The 19,797-nt window shown below is 41.2% G+C and carries 16 protein-coding genes; 5 read left to right on the top strand and 11 right to left on the bottom strand.

The window, feature by feature from the left end:
- Positions 1-183: 183 nt before the first annotated feature.
- Both galE and ACULLH_RS04900 read right to left on the bottom strand, forming a co-directional pair.
- Positions 184-1,200, bottom strand: a complete 1,017-nt coding sequence (galE, locus tag ACULLH_RS04905) for a UDP-glucose 4-epimerase GalE (protein WP_454087607.1) — start codon at positions 1,198-1,200, stop codon at positions 184-186.
- Positions 1,201-1,202: 2 nt separating this feature from the next.
- Positions 1,203-2,339 (bottom strand): DegT/DnrJ/EryC1/StrS family aminotransferase, encoded by a 1,137-nt coding sequence (locus ACULLH_RS04900; protein ID WP_454087606.1) that lies wholly within the window; start codon positions 2,337-2,339, stop codon positions 1,203-1,205.
- An 80-nt stretch (positions 2,340-2,419) separates the two neighbouring features.
- On the opposite strand from ACULLH_RS04900, the gene ACULLH_RS04895 reads away from it, so the two are divergent.
- Together ACULLH_RS04895 and ACULLH_RS04890 are read left to right on the top strand one after the other, a co-directional pair.
- Positions 2,420-3,664 carry a 3-deoxy-D-manno-octulosonic acid transferase gene (locus ACULLH_RS04895; RefSeq protein ID WP_454087605.1) on the top strand — a complete coding sequence of 415 codons (1,245 nt, stop codon included), beginning with the start codon at positions 2,420-2,422 and terminating at the stop codon, positions 3,662-3,664.
- A gap of 31 nt (positions 3,665-3,695) precedes the next feature.
- On the top strand, positions 3,696-5,042 hold the full coding sequence (locus ACULLH_RS04890) for a sugar porter family MFS transporter (RefSeq protein WP_454087604.1): 1,347 nt from the start codon (positions 3,696-3,698) through the stop codon (positions 5,040-5,042).
- A 275-nt stretch (positions 5,043-5,317) separates the two neighbouring features.
- Here the strand turns inward: ACULLH_RS04890 and ACULLH_RS04885 are convergent, their stop codons facing one another.
- From ACULLH_RS04885 to ACULLH_RS04860, 6 genes are all read right to left on the bottom strand, one after another.
- A complete protein-coding gene (locus ACULLH_RS04885; RefSeq protein WP_454087603.1) occupies positions 5,318-5,944 on the bottom strand; it encodes a hypothetical protein in 627 nt (208 codons plus the stop codon).
- A 47-nt stretch (positions 5,945-5,991) separates the two neighbouring features.
- On the bottom strand, positions 5,992-6,291 hold the full coding sequence (locus tag ACULLH_RS04880) for an HPF/RaiA family ribosome-associated protein (RefSeq protein WP_454087602.1): 300 nt from the start codon (positions 6,289-6,291) through the stop codon (positions 5,992-5,994).
- A gap of 85 nt (positions 6,292-6,376) precedes the next feature.
- Positions 6,377-7,693, bottom strand: a complete 1,317-nt coding sequence (locus tag ACULLH_RS04875; protein WP_454087601.1) for an ATP-dependent 6-phosphofructokinase — start codon at positions 7,691-7,693, stop codon at positions 6,377-6,379.
- An 11-nt stretch (positions 7,694-7,704) separates the two neighbouring features.
- The gene (gene pckA, locus ACULLH_RS04870; protein ID WP_454087600.1) at positions 7,705-9,333 is read right to left on the bottom strand and encodes a phosphoenolpyruvate carboxykinase (ATP); all 1,629 of its coding nucleotides are present in this window, start codon (positions 9,331-9,333) and stop codon (positions 7,705-7,707) included.
- A 19-nt stretch (positions 9,334-9,352) separates the two neighbouring features.
- Entirely contained in the window at positions 9,353-11,188 is a 1,836-nt protein-coding gene (locus ACULLH_RS04865; protein ID WP_454087599.1) for an SLC13 family permease, read from the bottom strand.
- Positions 11,189-11,205: 17 nt separating this feature from the next.
- Positions 11,206-11,997, bottom strand: a complete 792-nt coding sequence (locus ACULLH_RS04860) for a universal stress protein (protein ID WP_454087598.1) — start codon at positions 11,995-11,997, stop codon at positions 11,206-11,208.
- A gap of 251 nt (positions 11,998-12,248) precedes the next feature.
- Here ACULLH_RS04860 and ACULLH_RS04855 point away from each other — a divergent pair, with 251 nt between their 5' ends.
- Positions 12,249-12,974 carry an energy transducer TonB gene (locus ACULLH_RS04855; protein ID WP_454087597.1) on the top strand — a complete coding sequence of 242 codons (726 nt, stop codon included), beginning with the start codon at positions 12,249-12,251 and terminating at the stop codon, positions 12,972-12,974.
- 30 nt (positions 12,975-13,004) lie between these two features.
- On the opposite strand, the gene ACULLH_RS04850 is transcribed toward ACULLH_RS04855, so the two are convergent.
- Together ACULLH_RS04850 and ACULLH_RS04845 are read right to left on the bottom strand one after the other, a co-directional pair.
- Entirely contained in the window at positions 13,005-14,213 is a 1,209-nt protein-coding gene (locus ACULLH_RS04850) for a succinylglutamate desuccinylase/aspartoacylase family protein (RefSeq protein WP_454087596.1), read from the bottom strand.
- Position 14,214: 1 nt separating this feature from the next.
- Positions 14,215-16,059 (bottom strand): CBS domain-containing protein, encoded by a 1,845-nt coding sequence (locus tag ACULLH_RS04845; RefSeq protein ID WP_454087595.1) that lies wholly within the window; start codon positions 16,057-16,059, stop codon positions 14,215-14,217.
- 156 nt (positions 16,060-16,215) lie between these two features.
- Here ACULLH_RS04845 and hemN point away from each other — a divergent pair, with 156 nt between their 5' ends.
- Positions 16,216-17,574, top strand: coding sequence for an oxygen-independent coproporphyrinogen III oxidase (gene hemN, locus ACULLH_RS04840; RefSeq protein WP_454087594.1), 1,359 nt, complete (start codon positions 16,216-16,218; stop codon positions 17,572-17,574).
- A 17-nt stretch (positions 17,575-17,591) separates the two neighbouring features.
- On the top strand, positions 17,592-18,413 hold the full coding sequence (locus tag ACULLH_RS04835) for a universal stress protein (protein ID WP_454087593.1): 822 nt from the start codon (positions 17,592-17,594) through the stop codon (positions 18,411-18,413).
- An 88-nt stretch (positions 18,414-18,501) separates the two neighbouring features.
- Here ACULLH_RS04835 and ACULLH_RS04830 read toward each other — a convergent pair whose 3' ends face one another.
- Positions 18,502-19,770, bottom strand: a complete 1,269-nt coding sequence (locus ACULLH_RS04830; protein ID WP_454087592.1) for an acetyl-CoA hydrolase/transferase family protein — start codon at positions 19,768-19,770, stop codon at positions 18,502-18,504.
- Positions 19,771-19,797: the final 27 nt, after the last annotated feature.

The raw sequence follows: 19,797 nt of genomic DNA, 5'->3' as shown, positions 1-19,797 counted from the left end.
ATTTTACAGTTTGCCGAAAATGAAGAAACTGAGAATTTCATCATATCCAGTCATTCACATTATTCGAGTTAGCTAATCACCGTCTTAAATGTAAGCATAGATTTTGTGATAGCCATAAACTGTAATGTCGGAACCAATGCGCAATAAAAAAGCCCATCTTTTTGCATGGGCCTTGATATTATTTTAATTGCGGATTTTTAGTTCCCAATCCCATGCAGATTTCATGGAATCGTCTAAAGTGGAATGTGCCTTCCAACCCAAGACCTTATTTGCCTTTTGCGTATCGGCATAGGCCTTAATCACGTCACCAGGTCTTCTATCGACCACTTTATAGTTCAATTTATCTCCAGATACACGTTCAAAACTCTGGATTACTTCCAATACCGAGCTTCCCTTTCCTGTTCCCAGGTTGAAAACTTCGTAGTTGGATTCATTTTTTTGGTTCAGTAAACGTTGTAGTGCCACCACGTGCGCTTTGGCAACATCCACTACATGTATATAATCCCGGATGCAGGTACCATCCTCAGTTGGATAATCGTCCCCGAAAACTGAAAGTTGTTCTCTTAACCCAACACCCGTTTGCGTTATAAAGGGTACCAAATTTTGAGGTACTCCAATGGGCAATTCCCCAATTTCTACTGTTGGATGGGCGCCTATAGGATTAAAATATCGAAGTGCTATTGCTGAAAGATTCGAATTTACGTTACAGGTGTCCCTAATGATTTCCTCACCGACCTGTTTTGTATTCCCATATGGTGACTCAGCAGGTTTTACAGGAGCATCTTCAGTGATAGGCAATGTATCGGCTTGGCCATACACCGTACAGGAAGAACTAAAGATAAAATTACCCTTATCCTTCTTCGTAAGTTCTTGAAGCATATAGACCAATACGCCCAAGTTGTTTTCATAATAGAGTAATGGTTCAGCAACACTTTCACCCACTGCTTTGGAAGCTGCAAAGTGAATTACGCCCTCCAAATCGCTATGTCGTGCAAAAAAATCTTGCACTTTGGATTTCTCCCGAAGATCAAATTTCTCAAAAATGGGCTGCCTCCCTGTGATTGAGACTATTCCATCCAAAACATTTTCCGAAGAGTTGGAAAGGTTATCGATAATGACAACCTCAAAACCCTCATTTTGAAGCTCAACAACGGTATGGGATCCAATAAATCCCAGACCTCCTGTTACAAGTATTTTCATGGTTAATTATTTACAAAGTCAATGACCAGGTTGGTGATAAATGCTATTTGTTCATCATCCAATTCTGTATGCATGGGGAGCGAAATCACCTCTTTCACCAATTGATTGGTCACCGGGAAATCAGCTTCATCGTATCGCTCATCAACATACGCCTTTTGCAAGTGCAACGGAATTGGATAATACACTCCACATGGAACGCCATTATCATTCAAATGTTGCGCAAGTTTGTCTCTTTTTTCGTTCAAAATACGAAGGGTGTACTGATGAAATACATGGCCGTCAGGACCATCTCGAAGAATTTTTGGGACAACGATATTGGCCTGCCCTTCAAAAGCTTTGGAATATTTATCCGCGGATTCCCTTCTTTTTTTGTTGTACTCATCCAAATTGGGAAGTTTGGCTCGCAAAACAGCAGCCTGAATCGAATCCAATCGGGAGTTTACCCCGACCACATCGTGATGATATCTCTTGTACATGCCATGGTTTACCATTCCTCGAATGGTATGTGCCAAATCATCATCGTTGGTAAAAATTGCTCCTCCATCTCCATAGCACCCTAAATTTTTGGATGGAAAAAAGGAGGTCGAAGCTATATGTCCTATTGCCCCCGCTTTGCGCTTATCCCCGTTTTCAAATTCATGGCTGGCTCCAATGGCTTGGGCGTTGTCCTCAATAACATAGAGGTTATGTTTTTCGGCCAGTTCCATTATGGCGTCCATATTGGCGCATTGCCCGAATAAATGAACCGGAACTATAGCTTTTGTTTTCGGGGTAATCGCCTTTTCGATAGCTTTCGGATCAATATTAAAAGTATCGGGCTCAACATCCACCAATACAGGTATCAGGTTCAACAAGGCAATTACCTCAACAGTGGCGGCAAAGGTGAAGTCAGCAGTAATTACTTCGTCACCGGGTTTTAGACCAAGCCCCATCATACAAATTTGAAGCGCATCAGTCCCATTTGCACATGGAATCACGTGTTTCACATCCAAATAGTCCTCAAGTTCTTTTTGGAAAGCGTGAACATGTGGACCGTTGATAAAAGCAGAGGAATCGAGGACTTCGGTAATAGAGGTGTTTACCTGTTCTTTAATGCCCTCATATTGACCCTTAAGGTCAACCATTTGTATTTTCTTCATCCGAAAAAATCTATGAGTGGACAAAATTAAGAAATAAAGCTGCCATGGCCTATTGTGGAAAGAATGTATTTTAGCGGAAAATGATTTCGGTGCGCGCACTTTATAATATTTTACTGCACTTTTCCTGGGGGGTGTTGCACATAGTGGCCCTCTTTAACACAAAAATTGATCTATTTGTTAAAGGTCGAAAGCGCGCAAGAGCCCTTATAGGTACCAATCCCCTGGCGAACGAAAAAGTAATCTGGATGCATGTTGCCTCTTTAGGGGAATATGAACAAGGGCTTCCCATTATAGAAAAACTCAAATTGGATTATCCTTCACACAAAATAATCCTGACATTTTTTTCTCCTTCGGGATATGAAATCAAAAAAGACAGTACTCCGGCTGAATTAGTCATGTATCTGCCCATGGATACCATTTCCAACGCAAAACGATTCTTGGATGCCTTTGATCCAGAGTTGGCCATTTTTATCAAATACGAAATATGGCCAAACTATTTGTATGAATTAAAACAGAGAAACATTCCTACGCTATTGGTTTCAGCCATATTTTCAAAAAGACAGGCTTTCTTTAAGTGGCATGGAGGTTTTATGCGTAAAAGTTTAAGCACTTTTGAACATTTTTTTGTCCAAAATAGTACCTCGAGAGAATTATTAAGGTCCATTGGATACGACAATGTAAGCGTTAGTGGAGACACCCGTTTTGACAGAGTCTCTAAAATAATGACCCAGGACAATCGGCTTGGGTTTATGGAGAAATTCAAGAATAACCTGTTTTGTTTTGTTGGCGGCAGCACATGGCCCGAAGGTGAAGCACTACTGGTTGACTATATAAATTCAACAGAAAACCCAGCGAAATTTGTAATCGCTCCGCACAACATCAAACCAGCCCATATAGCTGACCTAAAAAATAGCATCACGAAAAGAAACATCTGTTTTTCTGAGATGGATGAAAACGAGCTTGCCGATGTCGAAGTACTTATTGTGGACACTATAGGCTTATTGACCAAAATTTACAGCTATGCCGATGTTGCCTATGTAGGCGGCGCCTTCGCCACTGGACTCCATAATACGCTGGAGCCTGCCACTTTTGGTGTTCCTATAATCATCGGACCAAAATATGAAAGCTTCCAAGAAGCCTCGGACCTTGTGAACAAAAATGGCATTCAGGTAGTTACAAACCAATCAGAGTTTAATAGCCTAATGGATCGCTTCATATCAGATATCGATTTCAGAAGGACAACTGGAGATGTTAATTCCTCATATGTGAATGAAAATACTGGGGCCACTGTCTTAATCTTTGATCATATCAAAACTTTTCTCTAACTTCCGGCGGCCTTAACAAACCAACTTCCAGATGAAAAATCGCATTTTTAGAATTTCACTCACCGCTGCTTTGGCGGGTTTTTTATTCGGCTTCGATACTGTTGTAATCAGTGGCGCCAATTTACCTATCAAAGAACTTTGGAATACAAGTCCATTGTTCCATGGAACTTTCATCATGAGTATGGCACTTTGGGGAACTGTTCTGGGCGCTTTACTTGGTGGTATCCCTACAAAAATATTGGGTAGAAAAAGAACCTTGTTCTGGGTTGGGATACTCTTTTTCATTTCTGCCTTGGGGTGTGCATTCTCGCCTGAACCTTATTTGTTTTCTTTCTTTCGGTTTATTGGGGGAGTTGGTGTAGGTGTGTCATCGGTAGCAGCTCCTATTTATATTTCTGAAATTACGACCAGTAGCAACCGCGGGAAATTGGGCGGATTATACCAATTTTGGCTTGTGTTCGGAATTTTAGTGGCCTTTATCTCAAATTGGGCGCTAAAAGGGTTTGACGGGGCAAACGATTGGCGTTGGATGCTGGGTATTGAAGCGGTGCCTGCATTGCTTTACACACTTATGGTGTTGAAGATTCCAAACAGTCCAAGATGGTTAATATCACAAAAAAAGGATGTCGATGCTGCACGGAGCGTATTCAACAGCATTTACTCACCTGAAGAGACAGAAAACCAACTTCAGGAAATCCAGTCGAATTTGGAGCACTCTACAGCCAATGAAAGCCTTTTTCAAAAAAAGTATTCCAGTATTCTATGGTTAGGGTTTTTGATTGCATTTTTCAATCAATTGTCGGGTATCAATTTCGTGTTGTATTATGCTCCCGAAATATTGGAACAAGCAGGATTAGGGGGAAAAGAATCCCTCTTTAATTCTATTGCAATAGGCATTGTAAACCTGATTTTTACTATCATCGGAGTACGATTGCTCGATAAATTGGGAAGGCGTCAGTTGATTATTATTGGTTCTATAGGGTACATATTCAGTTTAATCATGGTGGGCATTTGTTTCCAACAACAACTTGCTTCCTCATTTACGCTCCTTTTCATATGCCTATTTGTAGCTTCACATGCCATAGGCCAAGGTGCCGTGATATGGGTATTTATTTCCGAGATTTTTCCAAATCGTGTGCGTGCCTACGGCCAGTCGTGGGGTACAAGCACGCATTGGGTCTTTGCCGCATTAATCACGTTGGTGACCCCCATCTTTCTTGATGACCAAGAGGGTTATATGAAGGACACGGTATGGTACATTTATTACTTCTTTGCCGGCATGATGGTGTTGCAACTGTTATGGGCAATATTTAAAATGCCAGAAACGAAAGGAGTTTCTTTGGAAGAGTTGGCCAAAAAGTTGATTCGAAAAAACTAAATAATAACAGAACATACATAAAAATGTCCCTTTAATCGAATAACGGCCAGGAATTTACGATCGATAATTGAATAATTCCGTACATTGAAGGAAATTCACACTATTATGACTGATGAAGTTTCCTTTGGCAACAAGATGCTTGTTGGCTTTTTACGACTTATGGTTTTTGTTCTAGTGCTTATTTTGGTTGCAATCCCAATTTGTATTTTATTGGATTTTATTGGCCTATTATAAATGACTCAACTACACAATTGCCATTGCTATAAGAAAATTGACTAAAAGAGCACCTCTTGCTCCTGCATTTTATCTGCAATAAGTTTGATATATGAATCGATGGTCCTGTCCATATTGACAGGTTCCGAAACATCGATATTCCCCCTCCAAATCAGCTCTCTTTCCTTGTCTACGCAAATACAATACAGGGAGGTCTCTGCGTGATACACATTAAAGGTTTCGTAGTACTCTGCATCATAATAAATGTTTTGATGGTCCAGATAGTCATTACTGAAATTAGTGTACATATTACTAAGATTCTGCATGCGTTCCCTAAAAGTTCTTCTATTTTCCGTACCCACCACCTTGGTGAACAAAATGGCGTCAAATCCCTTGTCCAACAACTGCTGTTCCACCAAAGAAAGTTCTTCTTCCGACTTTTCGGAAGAGGTGAACTTGACGTCAAAAAGGTCTATGCTCCGCATAGCTTCGATGCCCTTTGTGTTAAGCCTGTCCTTCAAGCGGGTCTCGAACTCAACTCGTACATTTTCGTCCTGTGCCATCCCGACCACAAGTACTTTATAGGCATCGAACAATACAATGTCAGGGTTTTTCCATGTACTCACCAGTTTTGTGGAGGAACATCCTGATAAAATCAAAATACAGAGAGCAATCAATTTAGTTTTCATTGTACAGCGGTTTTAATTCATAACCTTTCCTATCTGAAGTTTAAGCATCAATGAGCGATAAACATCCCTTGTCTTTTTTCCAACTGACGTTTGAGGTCATCGATGGTTTCGGCCATGGATTTTTCAAAATCGTTTGTTTTTGCTTTAGCAAAAAGGCGCGGTCCCGGAGCACTTAGTTCAATCTCACAAACCTTATCCTCACCGGCTCTGTCATTTTCAATTTTAAAAAGTACATTGGCCTTGATCACCCAATTGTACTTTTTTCCGACTCTATCAAGCTTTTTCAACAAAAGTTTGCTCAACGAATCACTAGTTTTCATCTTCTGATATTGAATATTTACTACCATGACAATTTGCATTAATGTTTATACCAAATTACCCACTTGGGCATGGCCAAAAAATGACATTTGTCACTGTTTGAAGTCCAATAATCTATTTCAGGGAGAAAGGTTGACCTGTGCTCTGTAAAACGGAGAACCAGAATTCGCTTTCGAGGTCAATCTTTTTTCGTTTTTTGGTCACCTCTGCAATGGGGATATAGACATACTTGTTGTTCACCTTGCTTACCACGAATCTTGTTTTCCCAGCCATGGCGCCGTGCACCGCATGGTAGGCCAATCGACCACAGTAAACACTGTCACTGCTGTTTGCCGGGGCGCTTCGCACAATATAACTAGGGTCTATATATTTAATGGTGACCGGGATATCCGTAAAGTATTCTTTTATTTTTTCTTTGAGGAAAACCCCAATATCGGCATGTTGTATATTTCCAGATGCATCGGTAATCACATCCTTTTTCTTGAACAAGTGTTGGCCTGCTCCTTCAGCCACTACAATGACTGCATGTTTTTTGTTCTCGAGTCGGTTTCTCAAAGCTTCCAAAAACCCATTTTTCCCCTCCAAATCAAAATCCATTTCGGGAACCAGAACAAAATTGACAACTGGCATGGCCAATGACGCGGACGCTGCAATAAAGCCACTATCCCTTCCCATCAATTTAACTATGGAAATCCCGTTATATGCACCAGATGCCTCGTTATGGGCATCCCTTAAAATGGGACTTGCTACGTCAAACGCTGTTTCAAACCCAAAGGATTTGTCAATAAGGTCAATGTCATTATCAATGGTTTTTGGAACACCTACCACACTGATCTTTGCATTTCTTTTTTTGATTTCTTCCCCAAGCGCATTGACACCTTTTAAGGTACCGTCCCCTCCTATGGCAAATAGGATGTCTATCTCATTTTGAATCAAGGTGTCCACCATAACGGAAACACTTTGTGCTCCCCTGGACGAACCCAAATAGGTTCCCCCAAACTGATGGATATCCTTTACTTTTTCGGGATTGAGTTCGATTAAATCATGTCCAAATTCAGGATTTAAACCCTCATAACCATAAGGAACGCCCAGTATCCGTTTAATTCCATAAAAATAATGGAGTGCCATTACAACTCCCCGAATAACATTGTTGATGCCTGGACAAAGTCCGCCACAGGTTACAATAGCAGCGGTGGTTTGTGAAGATTCGAAAAAAATCTGTTGTCTAGGACCTGCTTTTTCCAAACACAAGGGTTCATCTTGATTGGAAACGCAATGTTGATAATGCTCCATCGAAAGATCGAAAACCATTCTATCGGTTTCACCTACGAAATTAAAAATACTATCTCCCCTTACAGTGCTTAACTGAAGGGGAGATTTGAATTTGGGGTCTCCCAATGTGTCAATATCAAATGTAACTTTCTCTTCCAATTCTCTAGTTGTTAAAAATGGTCATCCAAGGCATGGTGTGAGTCAATAAGTGGCCCTCCATTGAGTATTTCTTCGGATGCTTCACTAGCAAACTTATCAAAATTTATGTGGAATGAATGCGCCAATTGAATTGCTTTGCTCACATAAGCACCTTTTTGCAACCAAGTATTCATCGGATCCAAAATTTCCGTCGGAACACCTGGACAGTATTTAGGCATATGCAATCCGAAAATGGGGTGTACTTCCAATTCCACTTCGTCCAATTTACCTTCCAAGATTGCGGAAATCATCGCACGGGTATATTTCAATTTTATTCTAGACCCCACACCGTAAGGACCTCCACTCCATCCGGTATTGATAAGCCATACATTCACTCCTGCCTCGGTCATTTTTTTGCTTAGCATTTCAGCATAAACCGTAGGGTGCAATGGCATAAACGGTTCTCCAAAACAAGCAGAGAACGAAGGCACGGGCTCGTTAATACCTGCTTCGGTTCCAGCCACCTTGGCCGTATATCCCGAAATAAAGTGATAAGCTGCCTGTCCAGGGGTTAATTTGGATACTGGAGGTAGCACTCCAAAAGCATCACACGTCAAGAAAAATATGTTCTTTGGGTTTGAAGCGTAGGAAGGTGTCTGAATATTGTCAATGTGCTCAATAGGGTAACTCACCCGTGTATTTTGGGTTATGCTACTATCAAAGAAATCCACTTCTTTAGTACCTTCTTTGAACACAACATTTTCCAACAGCGCACCAGGTCTGATTGCCCTATAAATGTCCGGTTCTTTCTCCTCCGTAAGATCGATGACCTTTGCGTAGCAACCTCCTTCAAAGTTAAAGATGGTGTTGTCGGCTGTCCAACCATGCTCATCATCCCCTATCAGTTTTCGGTTTGGATCAGCAGATAAGGTTGTTTTTCCGGTTCCTGATAATCCAAAATAAATGGCGGTATCTCCTTCAACACCCACATTGGCGGAACAATGCATGGGCAACACATTTTTATCCACAGGAAGAATTAAATTAAGTGCGGTAAAGATGCCTTTTTTCATTTCCCCCGGATATTCGGAGCCACCCACAAGGGCTACTTTTCTAGTATAGTTCAAAATGGAGAAGTTTCCGGCGATGACCCCAAATTCTTTTGGATTTGGGCATTCATAACCCGGGGCACATAGTACCAACCACTCTTCATCAAAGTCTTCCAATTCTTCTTCAGAAAGCCTTATGAACATATTTTTGATAAAGTAATTGGACCATGGAAATTCCGTGACCGTGCGCACGTTTGTTCGGTACGCTGGGTCGGCACATACGGCCGCATCCCGCACATAAACTTCCTTCCCGGAAAGATAGTTCACAACCTCATCATAAAGCTTATCAAAATTTTCCGGTGAGATGGGTTTGTTGATTCGTCCCCACCAAATTCTATCCTTGGTGTAATCATCTTTAACCAAGAAACGGTCTTTGGGTGAACGTCCGGTGAACTTTCCTGTGTTAATGGCAAGTGTTCCATTATCAGATTCAACTCCCATTCCCTTTTCCAGGGTAATACGTTGTAAGTCCTCAGCACTAAGATTCCAATGTGCCTCGACATCCTTTAAGCCATATTTGCTTAAATCTTTTGTTTTTTCAATTATTTCGCTCATAATCCAATGTTTACTAAGGTTAAAAGTTCCATATCGCTGGAACCAGTATCAGTGTTGTCAAAAAGAACAGGAGAAGCAATGGTCCTCCTACCTTTATGTAATCTATAAATCGATATCCCCCAGAGGAAAGCACCATGGCATTCGTTGTGGTCCCCACTGGGGTCAAAAAGGCTGTTGATGCACTTATGGCCACGCCGATCATAAAGGGTTTTGGTGAAACCCCAAGTGTGGTGGAAGCCATTATGGCAATAGGTGCCATGAGCACCGCAGTTGCCGAATTGTTAATGGTTTGACTAAAAGTTGTGGTCAACAGAAAAATTCCTGCCAACAAGGCAATCGGATGAATGCTTCCCAGCGCATCAACCAAACTGTTCGCAGCCATCTGGGCAACTCCTTTTTTTTGAAGTGCCAAGCCCATCGGAATCATCGCTGCGATCATAATTACACTTGTCCAACTGATGCCCTTATAGGCTTTGGTAATCGGAACACAGCCTGTGAGCATCATAATTCCGGCGCAAATAAGAGCGGCGATAGCTCCTGGCAACAGTTTCATCACCAATAACACTATCATTAAAATCAAAGTAGCCAGGGCAATGTAACTGCGGGGAGTAAGTACGTCCACATTCTTTGAAAGCGCTTCTGGGCTTCCGGAAATGACCAGATTTTCATAGACCGAGGTCAAGGCGTCGATATTTTCCCATTGTCCCCTGATTACAAATGCATCTCCTGCTTTTATTTTGATTTTTCCCGTCAACGGCATATTGTTTCTTGAAGCAGCCAAAAGTTGCACCCCTGTTTGTTCCAAATAATGCCCTAACGGAATTGTCTTGCCGACAAAAACCGATTTGGGGGTAATGATCATTTCTGCCATGCCCACTTCTTGATTGATCAATTCGTTCTTCAAAGTTTCATGTTCAGGTTTTAATGGGATAACTCCCAGATGAAATTTCAAAATGAATCTATCCACATCCTCGACCTCCCCTTTAATGGTAATAATATCATGATAGCGCATATCTGTCTCGGCATCCGGCAATTCGACAAACTGGTGCACACCTTGCAATGGATTGGGGTGTCTTCTTCGTAGTCTCATCAACGAAACCTTATGCGTTTCCTCAAGGTCCCAATCCCCTACTTTGGTATTTATAAGGGGAGACATTGAACGTATCCGAAGGCGATAAAGATTGTCACCAATACTGTAGTTCTCCATCCATTTATGCATTTCTTCATCAATGGCCATAGGCCTGTTCGTTGTGCTATGGCTCGGTAGTAACCGGTATCCAACATATCTGAAATAGAGGATGGAAATCAGCAGCAATGGTAAACCGATGAGCGCAAACTCAAAGAAAGAGAACCCTTCCAATCCATTTTCCACCAAGGCATTGCTTGCAATAATGTTGGGTGGTGTTCCCGTCAGGGTAAGCAAGCCCCCAGTATTGGAACCAAAGGCAACGGGCATCAGCAATTTGGAAGGCAAGGTACCAGCGCTCCAAGCTGCCGTCACAGTTACAGGTAATAAAGCTGCTACCGTGCCTGTATTGCTTACAAATCCAGACAACAAACTAGATCCTAAAGTGACAATGACCAATAATCTCGGAACACTCTTTTTAGCCCATTTTACAAAGTAACGTCCTGCAATAGCGGTCCAACCTGTTCTTGATAAGCCCTCGCCAATGATGAACAAGGCCGCAATCATTATTACCGTTGTATTACTGAACCCAGACAAGGTTTCGGTGATATCCAGTATGCCGGAAAGATAAAGTGACAACATGGACATCAACGCCACTACGTCTGGTGGAAACTTGCCCCACATAAATAGGGCAATTGTAATACCAAGTATTACTAACAATGTGATCATATCTTTTGGCTATGTTGTCAATCCAAGGTCAAAACCGGGATTTCGGAGTGTAAAGTCAAGAGTTTTGTCAAACGTCCTTCTGACGGATCACTCATTTTTGCATGGTTACGCGGTAAAATGGCAAGAAGGTCTATGTTTTTCTTATCGATATAATTCAAAATGCCTTCTTCCACATCCTGGTTCTTTGAAAAAGTATGCTCTTCATAAAAATGCTCCAGATAATACTCCAACAAATTCTCTGTGCTCTCCACCACCGATTCCTCAGCATAAACAGACTCTTTGTATATAGTGAGCACGTGCACCCTCGAATCAAACCAACGAGCAATATCCAACAGAATTCTCAGTACTTTCTTATCATCAATCTCTTCTTTGCCCATTACCAAAGCAATATCTTTTGGTTCTTTTATGCTGCAGCCAAAGGGAATGGATATGACGGGACAATTGGCTTCCAAAACCAATCTAGAGGTGTTGGTTATGGCTTCGTCCGTAACTTGGTCTCCCATGGTTCCCATCATGATCAAATCCGTATAATATTCTTCTCTAGCGGACAGGATGGATTCTATCACCTCGCCTGTTTCGTAGATTAAAACGGGTCGTTTTTTCATCTTTTTTCTAAATGAACGCACCATTTTATCAAAATCATTTTGGAGTGTATCCTTTCCAGCTGGTGATAGTGGCATGGTGGACACATAAAGTGCAAATACATCAGCCTCTCTATTCGGGCCAACAAAATTTATCACATATTCCAAAGCATTTATAGAAGCTTCGGAAAAATCGAAGGGAACCAAAATTTTATCTATACTACTCATACCTATATATTTAATTGAACATAATCTTCACTTCAAAAGTAGAATTGGTCCTTGATCTAAAATATGATGGAAATCATGTTTTGCCTTTCGCTTTGGAAAGAATCAACCTATTTAATAGGATTTCGTACATGCTAATGGACCTGAATTATGGATATCGTAAGAACTTCTGAATTCCAACGATTTAGCTGATTATTATCATGTTTTTTGGTCTTGATGGATTCTAACTTTATGTCTATTAAATAAGATGAGTCATGAAACCGAAAAAGAACCCAAACGCAGATATCGGCCGCAACAGCAGCCTTTATTTTATGATTGGTCTTACCTCGGTACTTTTTGTCACTTGGCAATCGTTAGAGGTGAAGACATACGAAAAAGAATCCATGGCTTTGAACACTATCGAAGTTATGGATGACCTAAAGGAAGATGTTCCCGTCACGGAAATTGTTAGAACCACCCCTCCGCCGCCACCTCCTGCCGCCCCTGACCTGATTGAAATAGTTGAAGATGTTGAGGATATCAAGGAAACGGTAATTGAAAGCACGGAGAGTAGTCAAGAGCTATATATAGAAGATGCCGTGGTCAATGTTGAGGACATTGATGTCGAAGAAGTTGAGGAAGATATCATTGTTCCTTTCGCAGTGGTAGAGCATGTACCTGTTTTTCCTGGTTGCGAGAAATACGAGACTGAGAAGGAACGTAAAGATTGTTTTAATCAAATGGTGCAACAGCACATTGTCAATAACTTTAAATACCCTAAGGCAGCTTTGGAAATGCAGATTTCGGGGAAGGTTTTCGTCCAGTTTGAAATAAATGCTCAAGGGAAAGTAAGTAACATTCAAAAGCGTGGCCCCGATAGGCTTTTGGAGAAAGAAGCTGTGCGCATAATTGCTTCCCTACCTCAAGTGAAGCCTGGAATACAACGGGGAAAACCTACGAAGGTAAGGTATTCAATCCCCATAAACTTCGCCATAAAATAGCAAATGACATTCCATGATATCGAGGCCCTATCAATAAGGGCCTCTTTTTTTTCCCTTGAACCAATTGGTATGGGCATAGTCCTTGGTTCTAGAAGCTGCTTCCCTGCTTTTAACTACCAAATGGGTACGGTCATATTGCCTAGCACGATAGCCCAATAGGTGAAAAAACGATTTTGCCATGAATTTTGCTACTTTAAGGTTCACCTTCATAACTCCTTCCTTCTTTGATTTCCATGCAATTCCGGGCAATCTTACCAACAGGTGATCCACTTTAAATCTTCTAAACCCTTTTGACAACCAAAGCAGTGTTTTTGGGATAGACCTGATAAAGTAAAAACCCTCACCTCCCTGATCCTGATACAATGGCATAAAAATTTGTTTTTTACCATCAGTTTCAATGACTTCCCCATTACATTGGGCTATTTTGGTTCCCTTCGAGATTTTCTGAAAATTCTCAAATCCGGAAAGCATTCGAAAATTACTCCCATAATCAATAAGGTACTGGTAATAGATTTCATAAAAAGCAGGCAAGGAGTTGCTTCCATTATTTAGAGCCATCAATTCATATCCGTCAAAGCTTACAGCTTCTGCTAGGTGCAATGTACAGCGAATAAAATCCACACAGTTTTCAATGGCCTTTGGATCAGTATGCTGACCACTTTCGTATCCCAACGACACATATCCCAAGTCATTGATGTAACTCAAAAGAGCTCCCTCAAGATATTCTTCAATACCTAGAATAATTGGCAGCGAATAGTTGGAGGCAAATTTTCTATTGAGCAAACTGTCATTTAAGACAATAAAGGGTATGGTGTGACTAGATGTGGTGTGTAAATCTATGAAATAGAAAGGCGGCCTTCCATTTTTCAAAATGCTGAGCAGCTGATCATGAAGGTGCAACAACTCAACTTCCTCTGGGTTACATTCCCCATTTTTTTGTTGAATTTCATCAATTCTATCCGGGAACCAAATCCTGTTTAAGTCCTCTTGGTGAAATCTTATTTTTTTACCCAGTGCATTAAGATTTCCAGCTAGGGCATATATTTCTCCACAGATATCCACGTTAAGCCCTCTAAGTTCTTGTATGACATGTTCCAATGCCAAAACCCCGGCATGCTCGTTGCCATGGATTCCTGCAAAGAAAACAAGGGTAGGACCATTTTGATCACCCTTCATATGTCCAATTATTCGTTCGGTATATACTCCTTCAACCACGGACGGACTATCAACTTTAGACATATTATAAATCAACTTTGCTGATTATACCCACAAGATTGGAACCCGAACATACGGGTAGGCATCCTATTTGATAGTCTTCCATGAGCTTTTTAGCAATCTCAATTTTTGTTCGGGGTCTTACAGTAACAACTTTTTTAATCATAATATCCGAAATCTTGGAATGGTTGTCCTGCATATTCCCGAGTTGCTCAATATGACTCCACGTTAAAAGACCCACCAATTCTCCTTTACTGTTTTCTATGGGTAGATGATGAATGTTGTTCCACTGCATGATGGAAACCGCCAAATTTGCAAAATCATCTTCGTAAAGCTTCATCAACTTTGTGGACATTATCTGCTCCACCCATTGGAAGGATTTTTTAGTGTGGTGCACTTTTTCAATATTAGGCCATTGGTGCACAGGTTCATTATGTTTCTGATTGCCATGGATAGCCTTTGTCAATTCGACAAGAGCGGTATCCGTTTTCATTTCTTTTCGCAATCTTCTAAAATTTCTCACCTGCCACTCCGCACCGGTGTTTCCCTTTGTCCTGGCTTCAATAATACCAAGAAGACGGTCAATATCCTTGTCATCAACATTGTATTTCTTCAATCCTTCATAAGCTATCGGCAACAGTTCTTCCCGAATCAATTTTTTCAGGGTCATCGGTTTGCCCAACCATGAAAGTATGGTCTGTCTGCCATTTCGTGCTGATTTTATGAAATTCAGTTTTGCTTCCTTAAAATCCATAATGCTCGATATGGCATCGTACTTTTCAGGTCTACCAACCATTAAACCTACCCAAAAGGCAAAATTTGCCATCTGATCAATAACAGTAGGACCTGAAGGAATATATCTGTTCTCAATACGCAAATGAGGTTTGCCATTTCCAACTCCGTAACAAGGTCGGTTCCACCTATAAACCGTTCCATTAAAAAGATTTAACGCCTCAAGCTTGGGAATGGCCCCATTTTCAAGTAACAAAAGAGCATTATGTTCAATAGGTTTGGTCAAAAGAATACGGTGTGTGGAGATATCCTCTTTAAAGATTTCCACCACCGAATCTTTTTGCCAGTGTTCCCCAAAACTTACCCTTGCCACCTGTTCTTTAGGCTGGTCACTCCATTTTCGGGTATCCAGACTTTGTTGAAAAAGGGCTATTCGCGTCTCTTTCCAAAGCTCCCTTCCCAATAAGAAAGGTGAGTTGCAAGAAATACCGAGTACGGGTCCGGCAATGGCCTGGGCCCAATTATAGCTCTTCACAAAATCATTTGATGATACTTGTAGATGCAACTGAAAACTGGTGTTACATGCTTCAAAAAGCACGGAATCGTGGTGCAGGGACAATTCATCGACCCCCTTTAATTTTAGAGAAAAATGGTCTCCTCTCCAGGCTGTTAAAACATCATTTATCTTATAATAGCGGGGAATAGGGGTCATAAAATCAATCCCCAATTCATTCTTACTTATGGTTGGCAGTATTCCTGTCAGCACCACCTTTGTATCCATTTTATCGGCCTCACGCTCTGCCTTTTTCAGTAATTCCCTTAGCTGCCCTTCAACCTGCGAAAAACATTGTTTGTCCAACCTAAAAGGATCTAGATTAGCCTCAAGGTTATAGCTTGCCAACTCGGTCGTAAAGTGTGGGTCGTTAATGTTCTCAATAAGGCCGAGTGATATGGGCGAAGGTCTAAAATCAGTATCGACCACGCACATTTCCTGTTCTGCGCCGATCCTGGTCACATCATTTTCAATCATATTCCGATCGACCAGTATTTCCAGGGCCTTGATATCATCGATAAGATGCTGAACAAATGCCTTTCGCTCTGCCAGGTCAAATTTGCTTCCTAAAATATGTTCTCCCATATCAGCTAATGAATTCTGATTTGACAGAGACTAAACTACGAAGTGCACATTCCTTAAAATATGATACTTGTCATGGAAAAGATTCGCCTAGCCTGACAATTATCATGTTTTTTGTTTGGGCCCGAAACTACTTTTGAACTGTAACAGAAATCAATTATGTGTCAACTTGTTCAAAAATATAACGTGCCCGGTCCGCGCTACACCAGTTATCCTACCGTACCCTATTGGGATTTGGAGAATTTTTCCGGAAAACTATGGAAATCCAGTGTGGTCAAGGCATTCCATGAAGATTCCCAAAGTGGAATAAGCGTATATATTCATCTCCCGTTTTGTGAGAGTATGTGCACATTTTGCGGTTGCCACAAACGCATTACCAAACGTCATGAGCTGGAATTGCCCTATATCAAAACCGTTCTTAAGGAATGGAGGCTATATGTAGAGCTATTGGGGTCAAAACCACTTATAAAAGAATTGCATTTAGGAGGTGGTACACCGACCTTCTTTTCTCCTGAAAACTTGACACTACTTATTGAAGGAATCCTTCGCAATGGAAAAAAAGCACCGAATGCCCAGTTCAGTTTTGAAGGACATCCAAATAACACAACCAAAGAACACCTACAGGCCCTTTTTGATGTAGGGTTTAAAAGGGTCTGTTTAGGTGTGCAGGATTACAGTACCACAGTGCAAAAAGCCATAAATCGAGTACAGCCCTTTGAAAACGTAAAAAAAGTTACGGATTGGGCCCGTGAAATCGGATATACTTCGGTTGGGCATGATATTATCTATGGACTGCCCTTTCAAACCCTGGAAGATGTAAAACAGACCATAGCCAAGACCAACGCCCTTAAACCAGATAGAATTGCCTTCTACAGTTATGCCCATGTTCCATGGTTAAAAGGGAATGGACAACGAGGTTTTAGAGAGGAAGATCTCCCTTCTTCATCGGAAAAGAAAATGCAATACGAGTTGGGCAAAAAAATGCTGACCGATTCTGGATACAAAGATGTAGGCATGGACCATTTTGCCTTACCTACGGATGGTCTGTATGCAGCTCTGCTGGATGGAACCTTGCATAGAAACTTTATGGGTTACACTCCTTCGAAGACCAAACTGATGATAGGATTGGGAGTGTCCAGTATTGGGGACAGCTGGTACGGATTTGCCCAAAATGTAAAAAGCATAGAAGAATACGAGCATTTAGTTGAAAATGGGGTACTCCCTATTTTCAGAGGACATAGTTTAACCGAAGAAGATGAAATCATAAGAAAGCACATTCTTAATCTGATGTGTCAGTTCAAAACAGAACTGACAGAAGAGGATGGAGAAATCATTGATTTTGATAAAATCATCGAAAACTTGTCAGAACTCCAGTCGGATGGCCTGGTAACCATTGAGGCCAATAGTATTAGCGTTACCAAAAAGGGAAGACCTTTCATCCGAAACGTTAGCATGGCCTTTGACTTAAAATTGCACCGGAAAAAACCTGAAACCAGGTTGTTCTCCATGACCGTTTAATCTTAAAACCAGAAACCATGAAAAGCATCATCGTACCCGTAGATTTTTCAGAGCAGTCAGAAAAAGCATTAAAAGTTGCGGCAACATTAGCAAAAAATCATGATGCTGAACTCCTAGTGCTCCATATGCTCGAACTCTCACCAGCTATTATGAGTGAGTCTGGCTATGTTTCCCAAGAACAGGTAGTCCACTTAATTAGGATTGGTGAAAAGCGGTTTGCCAAGTTTTTGGACAAACCCTATATGAAAGATGTAAAGATCACTCCGGTCATTAAACATTATAAAGTGTTCAGTGAAGTCAATGAGCTGGCCGAAAAACACAATGCGGATCTAATTGTAATGGGATCCCATGGAACGGATGGACTGCAGGAAATATTCATTGGGTCGAACACCGAGCGTGTTGTCCGCACTTCTGATGTTCCCGTTCTAGTTATAAAAAATGATCACGATAAGTTCAAAGTAGAACGATTTGTCTTTGCCTGTGATTTCAACGAAGAAAACATTCCAGCACTTAAAAAAGCAGTGGAAATAGCTAAGTTGTTAAAAGCACAGCTTCATTTGGTATATATCAATACTCCTGGAGATGAATTTTTAAGCACTGAAGATGCCTATAAAAGGATCTCAAAGTTGTTGAACATCGCCACCTTAGGACTTGAGGTTGAAATTTATAACGATTATACCGTCGAAAAAGGAGTTCTCAACTATAGTGAATCTGTTGCAGCTGATCTTATTGGGATACCGACCCATGGTAGAAGAGGGTTGTCCCACTTCTTTATGGGAAGCATTGGAGAAGATATCGCAAACCACTCACAGATACCTGTGATCACATTTAAAATTTAAACTTGGTTTAGTTTATTTGATTGTTTTTAGTTTAACCTAACTTGAAAAAAAAGGGAAGTGTTCACTTCCCTTTTTTATTTCTTCTTCGTTATCGGTGAAACCTATCGTAAGCAGCCTTGTCCAATGCTTCTTGGTGATCTGGATGTGCAATTGATATCAATGCCTTTGCCCTTTGTTTCAAGTTCTTGCCGAACAAATTCACCACTCCATGTTCCGTGGCCACATAATGTACGTGCGCCCTGGTTGTTGTAACGCCAGCACCTTGCTTTAAAAAAGGTGTAATCTTTGAAACCCCTTTGTTGGTAATGGATGGCATAGCGAAAATGGGTTTCCCACCTTCTGAGAGCGAAGCCCCACGGATAAAGTCCATTTGACCTCCAACGCCAGAAAATTGGAATCCTCCAATAGTATCGGCACACACTTGTCCGGTCAAATCAATTTCGATAGCGCTATTTATGGCAGTCACTTTGGGGTTTCTTCGAATTTTGGCCGTATCATTGGTATAAGCGGCCTCCTTAAAATCGCAAAGCGGGTTGTCATCAATAAAATCATATAGCTTTCGGGAACCCACTGCAAAACAGCTTACAATTTTTCCTTGTTTTACGTTTTTTTCCTCCCCAGTAATCACTCCCTTTTCTATTAAGGGTAAAACTCCATCAGAAAACATCTCGGTATGGATTCCCAAGCGTTTGTGGTTAGTTAAATTGGACAAAACAGCGTTCGGAATATTACCAATGCCCATTTGGAGGGTGGCTCCATCCTCAATCAAAGAAGCCACATGGTTTCCAATTTCATGTTCAACGGTCGATATTTCCGTTGGCTCATGCTCGTGGATGGGACAATCGACCTCGATCGCATAGTTTATCTGATCAATATGGATAATACCATCACCATGTGAACGTGGCACCTGGGGGTTTATCTGCGCAATCACTTTTTTGGCCATCTCAATGGCCGGTAATGCGACATCCACAGATACTCCCAAGGAACAATACCCGTGTTTGTCGGGCGGCGATACTTGAATTAGAGCTACATCGAGCGGTAAAATATTCCTTCTGAACAACAAGTGTATTTCACTCAAAAAGATAGGCACGTACGCCCCATTTGGCCCGTTTATCGATTTACGAACGTTGCCGCCAACAAAAAGGCTGTTCATGTAAAAACTCTGGTTACAAGGAGCTTGGGTATATCTCGCATCTCCTTCGGTGTGAATGGAAACGATTTCGACATTTTTGATTTCTTGGTGCCTATCACAAAGGGCATCAATCAGTACGTTCGGGGTCATGGCGGCTCCTTGGAAAAAGACACGATGACCAGATTCTATAACACTTACCGCTTCTTCAGCCGATGTAATTTTCATTTTCTATTTTTTTTGAATTGATAAAAG

The organism is Flagellimonas sp. 2504JD4-2 (assembly GCF_053642935.1).
Note: the sequence above shows the minus strand (reverse complement) of the source record. Positions and strands in the feature narration are given on the sequence as shown.